At 70.3% G+C, this 15,163-nt stretch carries 19 protein-coding genes; 6 read left to right on the top strand and 13 right to left on the bottom strand.

Annotated elements, in window-relative coordinates; all coding sequences use genetic code 11:
* Positions 1-5 precede the first annotated feature (5 nt).
* The 7 genes from rpsM to LO763_RS03110 all read right to left on the bottom strand — a co-directional run bounded on the left by rpsM (position 6) and on the right by LO763_RS03110 (position 4,892).
* On the bottom strand, positions 6-380 hold the full coding sequence (gene rpsM, locus LO763_RS03140; RefSeq protein WP_230600496.1) for a 30S ribosomal protein S13: 375 nt from the start codon (positions 378-380) through the stop codon (positions 6-8).
* A gap of 167 nt (positions 381-547) precedes the next feature.
* A complete protein-coding gene (rpmJ, locus tag LO763_RS03135) occupies positions 548-664 on the bottom strand; it encodes a 50S ribosomal protein L36 (protein ID WP_081913453.1) in 117 nt (38 codons plus the stop codon).
* Between the two features lie 27 nt (positions 665-691).
* On the bottom strand, positions 692-913 hold the full coding sequence (gene infA / locus LO763_RS03130) for a translation initiation factor IF-1 (RefSeq protein ID WP_026929479.1): 222 nt from the start codon (positions 911-913) through the stop codon (positions 692-694).
* 322 nt (positions 914-1,235) lie between these two features.
* Positions 1,236-1,841, bottom strand: coding sequence for a 30S ribosomal protein S4 (gene rpsD, locus LO763_RS03125; protein WP_255671644.1), 606 nt, complete (start codon positions 1,839-1,841; stop codon positions 1,236-1,238).
* 210 nt (positions 1,842-2,051) lie between these two features.
* Positions 2,052-3,113, bottom strand: coding sequence for a D-alanine--D-alanine ligase family protein (locus LO763_RS03120; RefSeq protein WP_230600495.1), 1,062 nt, complete (start codon positions 3,111-3,113; stop codon positions 2,052-2,054).
* Complete coding sequence (locus LO763_RS03115; protein ID WP_255671727.1) at positions 3,106-4,110, bottom strand: NAD(P)H-dependent glycerol-3-phosphate dehydrogenase; 1,005 nt, start codon at positions 4,108-4,110, stop codon at positions 3,106-3,108. Before LO763_RS03115 ends, LO763_RS03120 begins: the two co-directional genes overlap by 8 nt.
* Before the next feature lie 11 nt (positions 4,111-4,121).
* The gene (locus tag LO763_RS03110; RefSeq protein WP_230600493.1) at positions 4,122-4,892 is read right to left on the bottom strand and encodes a lysophospholipid acyltransferase family protein; all 771 of its coding nucleotides are present in this window, start codon (positions 4,890-4,892) and stop codon (positions 4,122-4,124) included.
* 367 nt (positions 4,893-5,259) lie between these two features.
* On the opposite strand from LO763_RS03110, the gene LO763_RS03105 reads away from it, so the two are divergent.
* From LO763_RS03105 to LO763_RS03090, 4 genes are all read left to right on the top strand, one after another.
* Positions 5,260-5,478 (top strand): hypothetical protein, encoded by a 219-nt coding sequence (locus LO763_RS03105; RefSeq protein WP_230600492.1) that lies wholly within the window; start codon positions 5,260-5,262, stop codon positions 5,476-5,478.
* A gap of 57 nt (positions 5,479-5,535) precedes the next feature.
* Complete coding sequence (locus LO763_RS03100; RefSeq protein WP_230600491.1) at positions 5,536-5,760, top strand: cold-shock protein; 225 nt, start codon at positions 5,536-5,538, stop codon at positions 5,758-5,760.
* 109 nt (positions 5,761-5,869) lie between these two features.
* Positions 5,870-6,760: an NUDIX domain-containing protein gene (locus tag LO763_RS03095; protein ID WP_230600490.1), complete on the top strand. Its 891-nt coding sequence runs from the start codon at positions 5,870-5,872 to the stop codon at positions 6,758-6,760.
* Between the two features lie 176 nt (positions 6,761-6,936).
* Complete coding sequence (locus tag LO763_RS03090) at positions 6,937-8,217, top strand: D-arabinono-1,4-lactone oxidase (RefSeq protein WP_230600489.1); 1,281 nt, start codon at positions 6,937-6,939, stop codon at positions 8,215-8,217.
* 111 nt (positions 8,218-8,328) lie between these two features.
* Here LO763_RS03090 and LO763_RS28670 read toward each other — a convergent pair whose 3' ends face one another.
* The 3 genes from LO763_RS28670 to leuC all read right to left on the bottom strand — a co-directional run bounded on the left by LO763_RS28670 (position 8,329) and on the right by leuC (position 11,181).
* Complete coding sequence (locus tag LO763_RS28670; protein WP_369431903.1) at positions 8,329-8,901, bottom strand: HU family DNA-binding protein; 573 nt, start codon at positions 8,899-8,901, stop codon at positions 8,329-8,331.
* A 241-nt stretch (positions 8,902-9,142) separates the two neighbouring features.
* On the bottom strand, positions 9,143-9,742 hold the full coding sequence (leuD, locus tag LO763_RS03080; protein ID WP_230600488.1) for a 3-isopropylmalate dehydratase small subunit: 600 nt from the start codon (positions 9,740-9,742) through the stop codon (positions 9,143-9,145).
* 11 nt (positions 9,743-9,753) lie between these two features.
* Positions 9,754-11,181 carry a 3-isopropylmalate dehydratase large subunit gene (gene leuC, locus LO763_RS03075; protein WP_255671642.1) on the bottom strand — a complete coding sequence of 476 codons (1,428 nt, stop codon included), beginning with the start codon at positions 11,179-11,181 and terminating at the stop codon, positions 9,754-9,756.
* A 67-nt stretch (positions 11,182-11,248) separates the two neighbouring features.
* Between leuC and LO763_RS03070 the strand changes: the two genes are divergently transcribed.
* A complete protein-coding gene (locus LO763_RS03070) occupies positions 11,249-11,935 on the top strand; it encodes an IclR family transcriptional regulator (protein ID WP_230600901.1) in 687 nt (228 codons plus the stop codon).
* Positions 11,936-11,989: 54 nt separating this feature from the next.
* Here the strand turns inward: LO763_RS03070 and LO763_RS03065 are convergent, their stop codons facing one another.
* Positions 11,990-12,775: a CHAD domain-containing protein gene (locus LO763_RS03065; RefSeq protein WP_230600486.1), complete on the bottom strand. Its 786-nt coding sequence runs from the start codon at positions 12,773-12,775 to the stop codon at positions 11,990-11,992.
* A gap of 111 nt (positions 12,776-12,886) precedes the next feature.
* Between LO763_RS03065 and LO763_RS03060 the strand changes: the two genes are divergently transcribed.
* Positions 12,887-14,029: a hypothetical protein gene (locus tag LO763_RS03060; RefSeq protein ID WP_230600485.1), complete on the top strand. Its 1,143-nt coding sequence runs from the start codon at positions 12,887-12,889 to the stop codon at positions 14,027-14,029.
* Between the two features lie 9 nt (positions 14,030-14,038).
* On the opposite strand, the gene LO763_RS03055 is transcribed toward LO763_RS03060, so the two are convergent.
* Together LO763_RS03055 and LO763_RS03050 are read right to left on the bottom strand one after the other, a co-directional pair.
* Positions 14,039-14,551 (bottom strand): DUF6036 family nucleotidyltransferase, encoded by a 513-nt coding sequence (locus LO763_RS03055; RefSeq protein WP_230600484.1) that lies wholly within the window; start codon positions 14,549-14,551, stop codon positions 14,039-14,041.
* Positions 14,548-15,156, bottom strand: a complete 609-nt coding sequence (locus tag LO763_RS03050; protein ID WP_230600483.1) for a helix-turn-helix domain-containing protein — start codon at positions 15,154-15,156, stop codon at positions 14,548-14,550. The genes LO763_RS03055 and LO763_RS03050 overlap by 4 nt, the downstream gene beginning before the upstream one ends.
* Between the last annotated feature and the right edge of the window lie 7 nt (positions 15,157-15,163).

The raw sequence follows: 15,163 nt of genomic DNA, 5'->3' as shown, positions 1-15,163 counted from the left end.
CTCTCCTAACGTGCCTTCTTCTTGCCCGCGACGGTCTTCTTCGGACCCTTGCGAGTACGGGCGTTGGTCTTGGTCCGCTGACCGTGGACCGGGAGACCGTAGCGGTGACGCAGGCCCTGGTAGCAGTTGATCTCGATCTTGCGGCGGATGTCCGCCTGCACCTCGCGGCGCAGGTCACCCTCGACCTGGTAGTGCTCCTCGATGTAGTCGCGGAGCTGCACCAGCTCTTCGTCGGTGAGGTCCTTGACCCGCTTGTCGCGGTCGAGGCCGGTCGCCGCGATCGTCTCGAGCGAGCGCGTGCGGCCGATGCCGAAAATGTAGGTGAGTGCGATCTCCAGGCGCTTGTCGCGCGGGAGGTCCACTCCGACCAGGCGTGCCATGCAGGCATACTCCTAGCGTTGTCGGAGGTCTGACCACTGCCTTCCCGCCGGGGTCTGATCCCCTGCCCTGATGGGCGATGCGAGCCCCGGCCTCCGAGCCGAGGGTTGTGCGTGGCGCACTGGCGGCGGTTTCCCCTTCTGGGGCCTTTCTGTGGCGTATGTGCTGCTTAACCCTGACGCTGCTTGTGACGCGGGTCGGACGAGCAGATAACCATCACTCGTCCGTGCCTGCGGATCACGCGGCAGTTCTTGCAGATCACTTTGACGCTCGGCTTGACTTTCACGAGTCCTACTTACGTGTAGTCGTCAGGTCAGCGGTAACGGTAGACAATCCGCCCGCGCGACAGGTCGTACGGCGAGAGCTCCACCACGACCCGGTCCTCAGGGAGGATCCGGATGTAGTTCTGGCGCATCTTGCCGCTGATGTGAGCGAGTACTTTGTGGCCGTTGGTGAGCTCCACCCGGAACATGGCGTTCGGGAGGGACTCTACGACCTTGCCTTCAATCTCGATGGCACCGTCTTTTTTCGGCATGTCCTCCGCTACCGTGACAACTCGGTCCGAAAACCCCACACCTGTGACAGGCCTGGAGCTACTGGCACGCCGACCCGCTGGGGCGGGCGGCGAAAGAACGATGCTGCGCTGTTCCGAGGCCGTCCGGGATATTTTTCATTTCACCGGACATGGGACGCACTGCACCACTGAGCGAGTCTACTCGCGTCCGTATACCGCCTACCAGGGGGATGACCGTGACAGAGGGCACTCGAACGGGAGCTGCGGGCGCCGCCCCGGTCCTCGGGGGACCGGGGCGGCGCTCGATGCTCGACGGCGTCGCCGTCGAGCAGGGCTCGCATGCTTACTTCGAGTAGTACTCGACGATGAGCTGCTCGTCGCAGATCACGGGGATCTGCTTGCGCTCGGGCACCGAGAGGAAGCGGGCGATCAGGCCTTCGAGGTGGGACTCGATGTAGGCCGGAGTCGTCTCGCCCGCCCAGGCGCCGGCGGCGGCCAGCTGGAACGGCGTGGTCTCGCGGGACTTCTTGCGGACCTGCACGAAGTCGCCGGCCTTGAGCCGGTAGGACGCGATGTCGACCTTGCGGCCGTTCACGGTGAAGTGGCCGTGGTTGACGAACTGCCGCGCCTGGTAGATGGTGCGGGCGAAGCCGGCGCGGAGCACGAAGGCGTCCAGGCGGGACTCGAGCAGGCCGACCAGGACCTCACCGGTCTTGCCGGGCTTGCGCACGGCCTCGGCGTAGGCGTTGCGCAGCTGACGCTCAGAGATGTTGTACTGAGCGCGCAGGCGCTGCTTCTCGACGAGCTGGTTCTTGTAGTCCGATTCCTTCTTGCGGCCGCGGCCGTGCTGCCCCGGAGGGTAGGGACGGCGCTCCATGTACTTGGCGGCCTTCGGCGTCAGAGCGATGCCGAGGGATCGGGAAAGCTTGACTTTCGCCTTAGCTTGCAATGATCTCTCCAGTAATTCATGCGTCGCCTCGAAGAAGATACGAGGCAGATTGCGCCCCTGACGTGCAGAAACGCGTGAGTGTAGCGCGCTCAGGAGTGCACCTGAGAGTCCTCAGGGCCTGGCGCGCACACGGTGATGCGGTCACCTCAACATGCATGTCCAAGCTTGTTCGAGCAAGAACAATCAAGCAAGTTAAAGCTCGTGACCAGGTTACGCTGCGTCTTTCCCGCCGCCCACCCGGGCCGCGGCGAGAGTGACCAGGCGCTCTACGAGCTCGCCGTACTCGATGCCCGCAGCCGCGAAGGCCTGCGGCACGCCGCTCATCGGGGTCATGCCCGGCATGGTGTTGACCTCGTTGAGGAACACCTGGCCGTCCTCGCCCAGGAAGCAGTCGACGCGGGCCAGGTCGCGGCAGTCCAGCAGCCGGAAGACCTTCCGCGCGAGGGCCTGCGCCTGCTCGGCGACGCCCTCGGGGTAGTCCGGGTGCAGGTTGAACGGCTCGGGGTTGTCGAGGTACTTCGCGTCGAAGTCGAACCAGCCGTCCTCGCCCTTGGCGAGCACCTCGAGGGGGAAGGTGACCTCGAGGCCGCCGTCGGGGGTCTCCAGGACCCCCATCTCGATCTCGCGGGCGTTCATGAAGGCCGCCTCGAAGACGACCTTGTCGTCGACCTCGCGGGCCTTCGCGACCGCCTCGGCGAGTTCGGCGGCCGACTTGGCGCGGCTGATGCCGAGGCTGGAGCCCGCGCGGGCGGGCTTGACGAAGACCGGCAGGCCGAGCCTGGCGATGACGGCCTCGGCGTCGAGCTCCTCGCCCGGCTTGAGGACCGCGAACGCGCCCTGCGGGACGCCCTCGGCGGCGAGGAGGCGCTTGCTGAACTCCTTGTCCATGCACAGGGAGCTGGAGAGCACGCCGGAGCCCACGTAGGGGATACCGGCCATCTCGAACAGGCCCTGGATGGTGCCGTCCTCGCCGAAGGGCCCGTGCAGGACCGGGAAGAGGACGTCGGCCACCGGCTGCGCGCCCGGGCCGAGGTCGATCGCGACGGACTTGCCGGCCTCGGCCGTGACCTCCGGGAGCGCGTCGGCGGACTCGATCGCGAACGCGGCGCCGTCGGGCAGCTGCACCCATTCGCCGGAGCGCGTGATGCCGATCGTGGTGACGTCGAAACCCCGCTCGCGCAGCGCCTTGGCGACACCGGAGCCGGAGGCGGCGGAGACGGGCTGTTCCACGCTGCGCCCGCCGAAGAACACGGCGACGGTCGGTTTAGTCATTGTCGGACCTCAAACTGTCGGTTTCTGGTTTGGTCTCGCGCCCCATGAGCTCGGCGACCGCGGCCCGGGGGTCGAGCCCCTCGTGGCAGACCCGCTCCACAGCGTCGCAGATCGGCATCTCGACGCCCACCTTGCGGGCGAGGTCGGTGATCGACCGGCAGCTCTTGACGCCCTCGGCGGTCTGCCTGGTCACGCGGGCGGCCTCCTCCAGGCTCGCGCCCAGGCCCAGCTGCTCGCCGAAGGTGTGGTTGCGCGACAAGGGCGAGGAGCAGGTGGCGACGAGGTCGCCGAGGCCGGCGAGGCCGGCGAACGTGGTCGGGTCGGCGCCCAGGCGCATCCCGAGGCGGCTGGTCTCGGCGAGGCCGCGGGTGATGATCGTGGCCTTCGTGTTGTCGCCCATGCCCATCCCGGCGGCCATGCCGTAGGCGAGCGCGATGACGTTCTTGACCGCGCCGCCCAGTTCGCAGCCGACCACGTCGGTGTTGGTGTACGGGCGGAAGTAGGCGGTGGTGACGGCCTTCTGGACGTCGACGGCCCGGCCGTGGTCGATGCAGGCGACGACCGAGGCGGTCGGCTGCTCCTGGGCGATCTCGAGGGCGAGGTTGGGGCCCGACAGGACCGCGATGCGCGACTCGGCCGCGCCGGTGGCCTCGGCGATGACCTCGGTCATGCGCTGGGTGGAGCCGAGCTCGATGCCCTTCATGAGGCTCAGGAGGGTCGCGTGCGGCTCGAGGCGCCCGGCCCAGGCGGCGAGGTTGCCGCGGAGGGTCTGGCTGGGGACCGACAGGACCACGAGGTCGGCGCCCTCCAGGGCCTCGGCCGGGTCGGCCGTGGCCGAGACGAGGGCGGGGATGTCGATGTCGGGGAAGTAGTCGGGGTTGCGGTGCTCGGCGTTCACCGCGTCCGCGATGGACTGCCGCCTGGCCCACAGGGTGACCGGGGTCCCGGCGTCGGCGAGGATCTTGGCGAACACGGTCCCCCAGGACCCGGCGCCCATGACGGCTGCTCTCACTCGGTCGGCTCGCTTTCTTCGGGTCGTTGCTGCCGGGGGTCGAACAAGGGGGGCGCCTCCTGGCCGCGGATCTCGGCGAGGCCGGCGCGGAGGGACTCCATGATGCGGTCGGTGACCTGGGCGAGGTCCTCGCGGCTCGCCTCCCGGCCCAGCCACGGGGAGAGGTCGACGGGCGGCAGGGCCCGGACCGTGACCGGCTTGCGGCCGAGCTTGAACTTGGGGCTGCGCCTGCGGTCGTGGATGCCGAGGGCGCCCCACTGGACGATGGGGACGACGGGGGCGCCGGACTCGAGGGCAAGGCGGGCGACGCCGGTCTTGCCCTTCATGGGCCAGCGGTCGGGCTCCTTGGTGACGGTGCCCTCCGGGGACATGATGACCACGTGCCCTTCGGCGAGTTCGCGCCGGAGGACGCGGAGGGAGTCGGCGGCCTCGGCGCTGCCGCGCTTGACGGGGATCTGGCCGGTGCTGCGGACGAGCGGGCCGGCCACGGGGATGCGCAGGATCGACTCCTTGAGGAGGAACCGGGGGTGGCGGCCGGCGTTGTACACGTAGTGGACGATGACGAGCGGGTCGATGTCGGAGTAGTGGTTCCAGACCAGGATCGCGGGGCCCTTGAGGGGCACGTGCTCCATGCCCGCCCAGTCGCGCCTGGTGAGCGTGAGCATCGCGCCCTTGACGATGTTGGCGTAGAGGCGGATGTCGGGCCGGAAGGAGTCGCCGCCGGCGCGGCGGAAGGTGTACTGCGCCTCGGGCGTCGGCTCGGTCACCTGGTGGCTCGCTTTCTCGGCGGGCTCACGGGGGCTCGGGCCCCCGTGGCGGTGGTCGCGAGTCGCGGGTCGACTCAGCCGGTGCCGTCGTGTACGGGATCGTCAGTGCACTGCACTCTAACGCCCGGCCCGCTCCGGTGCTGCGACGGGAAGCAAAGGGTGGGGTTCGACTCCCGGTCGCGGGGCTTCAGCTCACGCCGCGTGAACCCCCAGGTACGCGCCGCGCGGGGAGTCGGCGGGCGGCAGGCGGCGCGGGGTGCCGCGGCTTGCGCCGGATCGACTATGATGTCATCATAGAGTCACAATGACATCTAACTTGCCGACCGGACGGGTCGGCTGGAATACGACCTGACTCGGAGTGAGTGACATGAACTGGCGTCTCTTCGGCTGGCTCGCGGCCCTGTTCGGCGGCGCGATCGTCGCGATCTGGCTCGTGGCGACCGTCATCGGCTGGGTCCTGGCCGGCCTCGGCGTGCTCATCAAGATCGCCCTCGTGGCCGCGGTCGTCGGCGGCCTGGTCTTCCTCGGTTTCAAGGCCAAGCAGGCCCTCGGCGGCGGCCCCGGCCGCACCCAGATCCGCAAGTAGCCCATCGCCCGAAGGTGCGCGCTGGCGTTCGGGGGCCGCTTGGTCCATGCTGAACCCATGCAGGGCACCGTCTCGAACTTCAACGAGGACGCCTCCGGCGAGGTCGTCCTCGACAGTCCTCCAGAGCTGGCGGGCCGCCGCGTCGCCTTCGACGCGGCGGCCTTCGCCGTCTCCGGGCACCGCTTCCTGCGGCCCGGGCAGCGCGTCGCGATCGAGTGGGGCGCGGACGGCGACGGCGCCGAGAAGGTCGTCGCCGTCCGCATCGTCACCATGCGGCCGTAGCTCCTCCGCACGGGTGGCGCACTACCCGCGACTGGGCGGTTCCCAGTACCGTATGAGTCGTGAGCGGGACCCTTCGCGAACAGGGCGCTGTCATGAACGGAGCACTGTCTTGAACGAGGAGCAGAGGCGGGTGGCCGCCGCGGGCGGCCTGCTGTGGCGCAACGGCGAGCGCGGCCTGGCCGAGGTGGTCGCGGTGTGGCGGCCCAAGGTCGGCAACTGGTCGCTGCCGAAGGGCAAGCTGGACCCCGGCGAGCACGCCCTCACCGCGGCGTGCCGCGAGGTCGAGGAGGAGACCGGCATCCCGGTCATCCCGCAGCTGTGGCTGTGCCGCTCCTCGTACGTGCTCCCGAACCCGCAGGGGGACGTGCTCAAGCACGTGGACTACTGGTCGATGCGCACCGAGAAGCCCGACGCGGTCTTCACCGCCGACGACGAGATCGGCGAGCGGCGCTGGATGACCCTCGCCGAGGCCCGGCTGGAGCTGACGCGCCCGAGGGACCAGGAGGTGCTCAAGGCGTTCTCGGCGCTGCCGCCGGTGACCGCCACGGTCCTGCTGGTGGCCCCCGCGGAGGTCGAGCGGGACTGGGACGGGCCCGAGGTGACCCGGCCGCTGAGCGCGCGCGGGCGGGACCAGGCGGTGCGCCTGGCGGCGCTGGCGTCGCTGTACCAGCCGGACCGGGCCTTCAGCGCCACGGGCCGGGCGAGCGTGCAGACCGTGGAGCCGATCGCGCAGGCGGTGCGATGCCGCCTGGGCGGGGACGCGGTGTTCGACACCGGGGCGCACGGGCGCAGCCCGGGGCGCTCGGCGGCGCGGGTGCGGGAGCTGGCGGGCGGCGGCGGTGCCGCGATCGTCTGCGCCGAGCCCGAAGTCGTGTGCGACACGGTCGCGATCCTGGCCGACGAGGACGGCGTGGAGACCCCCGACGTGTCCACCAGGCCCGGCGAGGCGTGGGTGCTGTCCCTGTCGGGGCAGCGGCTGGTCGGCGTCGAGCGGCTGTAGCGGCCCGGAGGGGCCGGGCTGGCGGTCCGCGTTCCCGCTCGCCGCGGCCCTCTGGGGTCCGTGCCACTCCCCGTCCCGACCGCCGGTCACCGCGCCGACCGGGTCCCCGCCGCGCGCTAGGGTTGCGTCCGCCATCGGATTCGAGCGCCGCCGCGCGCACAAGGAGGTAGACGCCAGTGCCGGACAGCGCCCCCACCGACCTGCACAACTGGGCCGGGAACATCCGCTTCTCCCCCAGCCGCTTCGAGCGGCCCGCCACGCTCGACGAGGCCCGCGAGATCGTCGCGGCCGCCCCGCGCCTGCGGGTGCTCGGCTCGGGTCACTCGTTCAACGCGATCGCGGACACCGACGCGGTGATGCTCTCGCTCGCCGGCATCGAGCCCGAGGCGAACATCAACATCCTCAACGACACGGTGCGCGTCTCCGGCTGGATCACCTACGCGGCGCTCAGCGCGGCCGTCCACCGGGCCGGGTTCGCCCTCCACAACATGGCGTCCCTGCCGCACATCTCGGTCGCCGGGTCGATCGCCACCGGCACGCACGGCTCGGGCGACCGCAGCGGCAACCTGGCCACGGCGGTGGCCGCGATCGAGTTCATCGGCCCGGACGGCGAGCTGCGGACCGTCAGGCGCGGCGACGCCGACTTCGCCGGCTCGGTGGTCCACCTGGGGTCCCTGGGCGTGGTCCACACCGTGACGCTGGACCTCGTGCCGGCGTTCGAGATGCGCCAGTACGTCTACGACGACCTGCCGTTCGACGCGGCGGTGGCGAACTTCGACGAGCTGACCGCCTCCGCCTACAGCACCAGCATGTTCACCTCCTGGGGGGCGGCGCCGACGTTCCAGTTCTGGGTCAAGCAGCGCACCGCCGACCAGACCCACCCGTTCCCGCGGGCGAACTGGTTCGGGGCGCCGCTGGCCCCCGGGCCGCGGCACCCGATCCCGGGCGTCGACCCGGCCGCGTGCACGGTGCAGCAGGGCCAGACCGGGCCCTGGCACGAGCGGCTGCCGCACTTCAAGTTCGAGTTCACGCCCTCGGTGGGCGAGGAGCTCCAGTCGGAGTACCTGATCGACCGGATCGACGCGCCCGCGGCGCTCGAGGCGCTCGCGCGGCTCGGGGACCGGCTCGCCGCGGTCACGCAGATCAACGAGGTCCGCACGATGGCCTCGGACGACCTGTGGCTCTCGCCGGCGTACGGGCGCGACACCGTGGGCCTGCATTTCACATGGGTGCGGGAGTACGACGCGGTGCGTCCGGTGATGGCCGCGGTCGAGGCGGCACTGGAACCGTTCTCTGCGCGCCCGCATTGGGGCAAATTGTTTTCAATGCCGATTGAAGAGGTCCGTTCGCGTTATGCGCGAATGGGCGACTTCGAGAAACTCCGCGAACGCATCGATCCAGAGGAGAAGTTCGCGAATGGATTCACCGCCGAGGTCTTCGGCGGCGGCGCGCGCTAGTCCGGGACCCGGAAAGCGTGGAGGGCACTCAGGTGGATCCCGAATGCCCTCTTCCCCGTGCGCGTCGGACGGGTGCTCCACCGTGCCCCGAACCGGTTCGGGGCCGCGGCATCAGCTGCGTCCGCGCTTCGTGGTCTTCTTCGCCGCGGTCTTCTTGGCCGCGGGCTTCGCGGCGGTCTTGCGCACGGCCTTCTTGGCGGTGGACGCCTTCTTGGCCGTGGTCTTCTTCGCCGCGGTCTTCTTGGCGGCCACGCGGCTCGTGGCCGTGGAGCGGCCCGTCGCGGAGGCGGCGCGCGTGGTCTTCTTCGCGGCCGTCTTCTTGGTGGTGGCCTTCTTGGCGGGCGCGGTCTTCGCGGTCTTCGCGGTCTTCTTCGCGGCCGTCTTCTTGGCCGCGGACTTGGCCGCCTTGCGCTTGCCGGTCACGAGTTCCTTGAAGCCCGTGCCCGGTCGGAACGCCGGGACCACGGTCTTCTTGACCTTGACCGCCTCGCCGGTGCGCGGATTGCGCGCCATGCGAGCGGCCCGCGCGCGCTTCTCGAAGACACCGAAACCGGCGAAGGAGACTTTCTCCCCTTTCACCACCGCGCGCTGTATCTCGTCGATCGCCACATCCACGACTTCTTTCGCAGCGGCCCGGTCGCCAGTGCGAGCGGCGATCCGATCGACGAACTCTGCCTTGTTCACGAGTCCTACCCTCCCGATAAGGTTCTGGAGCCATACCAGCTTGTTAAGCGCACGTTATGACGTTTCGAAAGCGAACGCAACTGTTTCCGCGAAAATCGACCTGTTGTGTCGCAAGGAATTTTTATTCGGCCGCCCGAAATCGACGCTCGCAACCCCGTTGGGAGGGACCCGAACACGCCTGGAGCCGGTGGCGACGCCACCGGCTCCGTACGTGAGGGCTAACTGGATCGGACTCCCGAACCTATGCAGCAGCGGGGAGAGTCCTAGGCCGCCAAGCGTCCCGGTTCGACTCGTACGCGGCGATCCTGCCCTCGTCGCGGAGGGTCAGGGCCACGTCGTCGAGGCCCTCCATCATGCGCCAGCGCAGGAACTCGTCGAATTCGAAGCCCCAGGTGCGGTCCCCCGCACGGACTTCGCACTCGACCAGGTCCACGGTGACCTCGGCCTCCGGGTGGACCTCGGCGCGGTGCCAGAGCTCCTCGACGGCGGCCTCGGGCAGTTCCACAGTCAACAGACCGTTCTTGAGCGAGTTGCCGCGGAAGATGTCGCCGAAACGGGGGGCGATGACCGCCTTGAACCCGTAGTCCTTCAGGGCCCAGACGGCGTGCTCCCGGGAGGAGCCGGTGCCGAACTCGGTCCCTGTGACCAGGATCGTGGCGTCCCGGTACTCGGGCTGGTTGAGCAGGAACTTCTCGTCCTCGCGCCACTCGGCGAACAGGCCGTCCTCGAAGCCGGTCTTGGTGACCCGCTTGAGGTACACGGCCGGGATGATCTGGTCGGTGTCGACGTTGGAGCGGCGCAGCGGCGCCGCGGTCCCGGTGTGGGTCGTGAACTTGTCCATGGTTCCTCCCTCTACAGGTCCGCGGGGCTGGCGAGGCGCCCCGTGACGGCGGTGGCCGCGGCGACGGCCGGGCTGACCAGGTGGGTGCGCCCGCCCTTGCCCTGGCGGCCCTCGAAGTTGCGGTTCGAGGTGGAGGCGGCCCGCTGGCCCGGGGTCAGCTGGTCCGGGTTCATGCCCAGGCACATCGAGCAGCCCGCGAAGCGCCAGTCGGCGCCGGCCTCGATGAAGACCCGGTCCAGGCCCTCCTCGATCGCCTGCTCGCGGACCTTCGCGGAGCCGGGCACGACCATCATGTTGACGCCGTCGGCGACCTTGCGGCCCTTGATGACGTCGGCGGCGGTGCGCAGGTCCTCGATGCGGCCGTTGGTGCACGAGCCGAGGAAGACCACGTCGACCGCGACCTCGCGCATCGGCGTGCCCGCCTCCAGGCCCATGTACTCCAGGGCGCTCGCGGCGGTGGTGCGCGCGATCGGGTCCGCGAAGTCGGCCGGGTCGGGGACGCTGCCGGCGAGCTCGACGCCCTGGCCGGGGTTGGTGCCCCAGGTGACGAACGGGCTCAGGGAGGCCGCGTCGATGACGATCTCCTTGTCGAAGACGGCGCCCTCGTCGGTCCTGAGCGTGTCCCAGTACGCGACGGCGGCGTCCCAGTCCTCGCCCTGGGGCGCGTGCGGGCGGCCCTGGACGTAGGCGGCGGTCTTCGCGTCGGGCGCGATGAGGCCGGCCTTGGCGCCCCACTCGATCGACATGTTGCACACCGTCATGCGGCCCTCCATCGAGAGCTCCTCGACGGCCTGGCCGCGGTACTCGACGATGTGGCCCTTGCCGCCGCCGGTGCCGGTCACGGAGATGATCTTGAGGATCAGGTCCTTGGCGGAGACGCCCTCGGGCAGGGAGCCGTTGACGGTGACGGCCATGTACTTCGGCTTGGCCTGCGGCAGGGTCTGCGTGGCGAGCACGTGCTCGACCTCGCTGGTGCCGATGCCGAACGCGATCGACCCGAAGGCGCCGTGCGTGGAGGTGTGCGAGTCGCCGCAGACGACCGTCATGCCCGGCTGGGTGAGTCCCAGCTGGGGTCCCACGACGTGGACCACGCCCTGCTGGGCGTCGCCCAGGGAGTGGATGCGGACCCCGAACTCCTCGCAGTTGGTGCGGAGCGTCTCGATCTGCTTGCGGCTGGTCGGGTCCGCGATGGTGAAGAGGTTGTCGGTGGGCGTGTTGTGGTCCTCGGTCGCGATCGTCAGATCGGTGCGGCGGACCTTGCGCCCGGCCTGCCGCAGGCCGTCGAAGGCCTGGGGGCTGGTCACCTCGTGCAGGAGGTGGAGGTCGATGTAGAGCAGGTCAGGCTGCTGGCCGCCCGTGCGTACCACGTGGGCGTCCCAGACCTTTTCGGCGAGGGTGCGCGGTCGCGTTTCCTCAGCTTCATGTGGTGTACGTGACATCTCTGTTCCCAGTCATTGGACTTCTCGAAATATGGGAGGTAGTGTTCAGCTCGTGAGAACGAATACTATCAGCGGAGTCGGCGTACTCGACAAGGCGGTGCTCATCCTCACGGCTTGCACCAACGGCGCCAGCCTGGCTGAGCTCGTGCACGAGACGGGACTCCCCCGGGCCACGGCCCACCGCCTCGCGCAGGCCCTGGAGGCCCACGAGATGCTGCAACGCGACCACGAGGGGCGCTGGCGTCCCGGCCCGAAGCTCGGCGAGCTCGCCGGGTCGACGGCCGACGTCCTCCTCAGCGCCGCCGAACCGGTCCTGAACCTCCTGCGGGATCAGACCGGCGAATCCACGCAGCTGTACCGCAGGCGCGCCGACGAGCGCGTGTGCGTCTCAGCCGCCGAGCGCGCCTCCGGGCTGCGCGACACCGTCCCGATCGGCGCGGCCCTGCCCATGACCGCCGGTTCGGGAGCGCAGGTGCTGCTGGCGTGGGAGCCCCCCGAGGGCATCCTGCCGCTGCTGCCCAAGTGCCGCTTCTCCTCCAAGACCCTCGCCGAGGTCCGCCGCCGCGGCTTCGCGCAGTCGGTCGCCGAGCGCGAGGCCGGCGTCGTGAGCGTCTCGGCCCCCGTGCGCGACAAGACCGGGCGCGTCGTCGCCGCGATCTCGGTGTCCGGCCCCATAGAGCGCCTCGGACGGCGCCCCGGCGACCGGCTCGGCATGGCGGTCATCCGCGCCGGGCAGAAGCTCTCGGGACTCTGAACGGTTCAGGGCGCAACGGCCGTCATCGGCGCCGGCCGGACGCGCCCCGCAGGTTCAGGCCGACTCCAGCATCGCCTCGACGCGGGCCAAGTGCTTGGCGTGGCGGCGGCGCTCGTCCTCGAGCAGTGCGCTGCCGGGCGCGTGGGCCTCGAGGTACCTGATGGCGACGATGTCGTCCTGGCAGCGCCCGAAGCGGTTCTGGATGCGCTTCGCCTCGTCCGCGATCGCCTCGGCGGGCTCGCCGAGGACCGCCGCGGCCTCGGCCGCGTAGCGGGTCCGCTTGGCGGCGTTGCGCGCCCGGTGGCGCGCCTCGTCGGGGTCGGCGGCGCCGGGGATCGACGCCAGCGCCCGCAGCATGTCCCGACGGGCGGCCTCCACGACCGGGGCGAGGACCTCCTCGGCCGGCCGCGCCGCGGCGGGCGTGAAGACCGGCGACTCGGCGAGCGTGGCGGCGGCCGCGAGCAGCTTCGTCGTGCGCTCCCGCTCGCACGCCAGCACCAGCGGCCCGTACGCGAGCCGCTCCTGCTCGACCAGCGCCGCGAACCAGTCGGGGCGCTCGTCCCCCAGGCGCTTGGCGAAGCGCGTCCGCAGCACCTCGAGGTCGCGGACCTTCCCGAGTTCGTCGGCGAGCCAGCGCAGGCGCCGGCGCGTGAGCGGCAGCTCGGCGTACAGGCCCGCGTAGGCCGTCAGGAGCGAGCGCAGGCGCCGCGTGGCGACGCGCATCCGGTGCACGGCGTCGGGTTCGCGGTCGACGACCGGCCCCCGGTGACGGTGCAGCGCCTCGACCTGCACGGCGAGGTACGCGTGCACGCCGTCTGCGGCACTCGGTGTCGCGGTCATCGGCCCTCCAGATCGCTCGGCCCCCAATTAGAGCATCGCCGCAGCGGCGCGGCGCAACGGAGGCTTCCGATGTGGCGCAACCCGAGGCGGGGTCCTCGGCGTCCTGTCGTCATGCGACGCGATCTCCTGCCCCTCGTCTGCGCGGCGGCCCTGGCGCTCGCCGGATGCTCCGGCGAGGCGGCCTCCTCGGACCCGATCCAAGACCAGGTCGACCTCGGGATGGAGGCCGACGGCACCGACGAGGAGCGCCTGCTGGCCGCGCTCGCCGAGGCGGGCGAGGTCGGCCACGAACTCGAGGAGATCACCTCGCGGCTCCTGCGCCGGTGCATGGAGGACAAGGGGTTCACCGTCCACGACGAGGCCGAGCTGTTCGTGTGGCCCCAGGCCGAGGCCGACCAGGCGCTCGACTTCGCGGCCCCGGTCGACCACGTCCCGACCGCCGAGGAGGCCGCCGAGAACGGCTTCATGGTCTGGGCCCAGACCTACGACGGGAGCGACCTCGCCCCGGAGGAGGAGACCCCGGAGTACATGGAGGAGTACTACGAGACCATGGAAGGGGCCTTCTACGACCTCTCGGCCGAGGAGCGGAAGGCCTGGGAGCGGGCCTACTACGGCGTCGAGGTCGTCGAGTGGCGGGGCGCCGACACCGATGCGGAGCAGCTCCAGCGGCCCGAGCCCGGCGGGTGCGACGGGGAGGTCCACCGCGCGGTCTACGGCGAGCCGGAGCGGTGGGTCAGCCCCGACGAGGGCGACCACTACGTCGTCTGGGAGTGGGGCACGGCCAATCCGCTGTACGAGGGCTGGGCCCCCGAGGACGACGTGCGGACCTGGCGGGACCTGGTGCGCGCGGAGGAGACGGCGTTCCTGACCTGCCTCGACGAGGGCGGGAACCCCGGTTGGGACTTCAACGACGAGGGTTACGTCGACACGTCCTTCTACCTGCACGCGCTCTACCCGCAGGACCCGGCGAACGCCGGGATCGAGTTCGACCCCCTGCCGGACTGGCAGCTGGCGCTCATGCCGGAGGTGCCGGGCGACGCGCCGTACGACTACGACACCGCGTTCGCAACGGAGGTCGCCCTGGCGGAGGACTTCGCGGCGTGCGCGGACGAGACGGGCTACCGCGAGGCGGGTCAGGAGCAGTGGCGGGCGATGCGGATCGGCCGGATGCTCGAGAACGAGCCGGAGGTCTTCGCCTGGCAGGAGGAGATGAACGGCTACCTGGCGACGGCGCAGGACCTCCTCCAGGCCTGACCGCGGTCCTCAGGAGAGCAACTCGCGCACCAGGAACTCGGTTTTCGGGCTGAGCAGGTGCGGCGGGTAGAACTCCTCGACACCGCTGAGCGCCTCTTCGACCGAGGCGAAGCCCGCGAGCCGGTAGAGCTGCTGGAGGTCTTCGGAGTCCCGCCCGACCCTGGCGGCGACAGCCTTCATCGCGAACAGGTAGCGGGGCGAGGCCACCCGCACCGCGATGCCCGGCTTCTCGAAGAGCAGTGTGGCGTTCGGGTCGTCACCGGGCAGGAAGCCTTTGACCGCGTCGTTGAGCCAGTCCTCTGCGAGGCCGTGGCGCTCGGCGACCTTGCGCGCGGCCGAGTAGACGACCTGTTTCGGCTCGAACACGGCATCGAGATCGCGGGTCGCGCGCCTGGTGTTGTAAGCCAACGCCATCGCCGCGCCTCCTACCAGGAAGAGGTCCGCTCGTTCCCCCGCGGCGTCCAGTTCGGCGCCGACTTCGGTGAGCAGTTCGATGATCGCTTCGCGGTCCAGCAGGCTCATACGCTCTCCAACGAGGATCGGTCGAGGAAGACGCCGCGATTCGCCAGCTCAGGCGGCGAGTCGGCGAACGACAGGGTGGCGAGGCCCGGAGCGGGGCGGCCCAGCAGGTCCTCGATGACGAACCAGAAACGCTTGAGGAACCGCCCCGGTGCAGTCGCCCACCCGGGGACCGGGATCCGGGCCCGGAGGCTTGCGTACTCGGCGATGCCCGCGAGCAGCGCGTCCCATCGCTTGTCGCCGGTGGTGTCGGGTTCGACTCGCATCGACCGGCGGACCGCCGCGGGATCGACGCTTCGGACGTCGTCGAGGAACTGGATCACATGCCGAAGCGCCTCGTTCGGATCGCCGTTCGAGAGCGACCGCCGGATTGCGACTGCGGTCGACTCCATTGAAGGACCGCTGTCAGCCGCAGGCCGGATCGCCAGAGTCACGCCTACGACTTCCGCGAAACGCTCAAGCGTGCTGAGGCGCGGATCGGTGTCGCCGGACTCCAGTCTGGCAATGGCGGACTGCGTCGTGCCGATGCGAGCGGCGACAGCCGCTTGGGACAGCCCGAGAGCGAGTCGGGCCGTCCGCAGGCGGTCGACGGAGTTCACGTCCTTCACAAGCCGA

This window comes from Glycomyces amatae (genome assembly GCF_020991375.1).
Classification (GTDB): domain Bacteria; phylum Actinomycetota; class Actinomycetes; order Mycobacteriales; family Micromonosporaceae; genus Glycomyces; species Glycomyces amatae.
Note: the sequence above shows the minus strand (reverse complement) of the source record. Positions and strands in the feature narration are given on the sequence as shown.

Excerpts from the sequence above, each read along its gene's own strand:
- rpsM (WP_230600496.1), bottom strand. The coding sequence starts at position 380 with ATGGCACGCCTGGTCGGAGTGGACCTCCCGCGCGACAAGCGCCTGGAG.
- infA (WP_026929479.1), bottom strand. The coding sequence starts at position 913 with ATGCCGAAAAAAGACGGTGCCATCGAGATTGAAGGCAAGGTCGTAGAG.
- LO763_RS03120 (WP_230600495.1), bottom strand. The coding sequence starts at position 3,113 with ATGACTAAACCGACCGTCGCCGTGTTCTTCGGCGGGCGCAGCGTGGAA.
- LO763_RS03115 (WP_255671727.1), bottom strand. The coding sequence starts at position 4,110 with ATGGGCGCCGGGTCCTGGGGGACCGTGTTCGCCAAGATCCTCGCCGAC.
- LO763_RS03105 (WP_230600492.1), top strand. The coding sequence starts at position 5,260 with ATGAACTGGCGTCTCTTCGGCTGGCTCGCGGCCCTGTTCGGCGGCGCG.
- LO763_RS03100 (WP_230600491.1), top strand. The coding sequence starts at position 5,536 with ATGCAGGGCACCGTCTCGAACTTCAACGAGGACGCCTCCGGCGAGGTC.
- leuD (WP_230600488.1), bottom strand. The coding sequence starts at position 9,742 with ATGGACAAGTTCACGACCCACACCGGGACCGCGGCGCCGCTGCGCCGC.
- leuC (WP_255671642.1), bottom strand. The coding sequence starts at position 11,181 with ATGTCACGTACACCACATGAAGCTGAGGAAACGCGACCGCGCACCCTC.
- LO763_RS03065 (WP_230600486.1), bottom strand. The coding sequence starts at position 12,775 with ATGACCGCGACACCGAGTGCCGCAGACGGCGTGCACGCGTACCTCGCC.
- LO763_RS03060 (WP_230600485.1), top strand. The coding sequence starts at position 12,887 with ATGCGACGCGATCTCCTGCCCCTCGTCTGCGCGGCGGCCCTGGCGCTC.
- LO763_RS03055 (WP_230600484.1), bottom strand. The coding sequence starts at position 14,551 with ATGAGCCTGCTGGACCGCGAAGCGATCATCGAACTGCTCACCGAAGTC.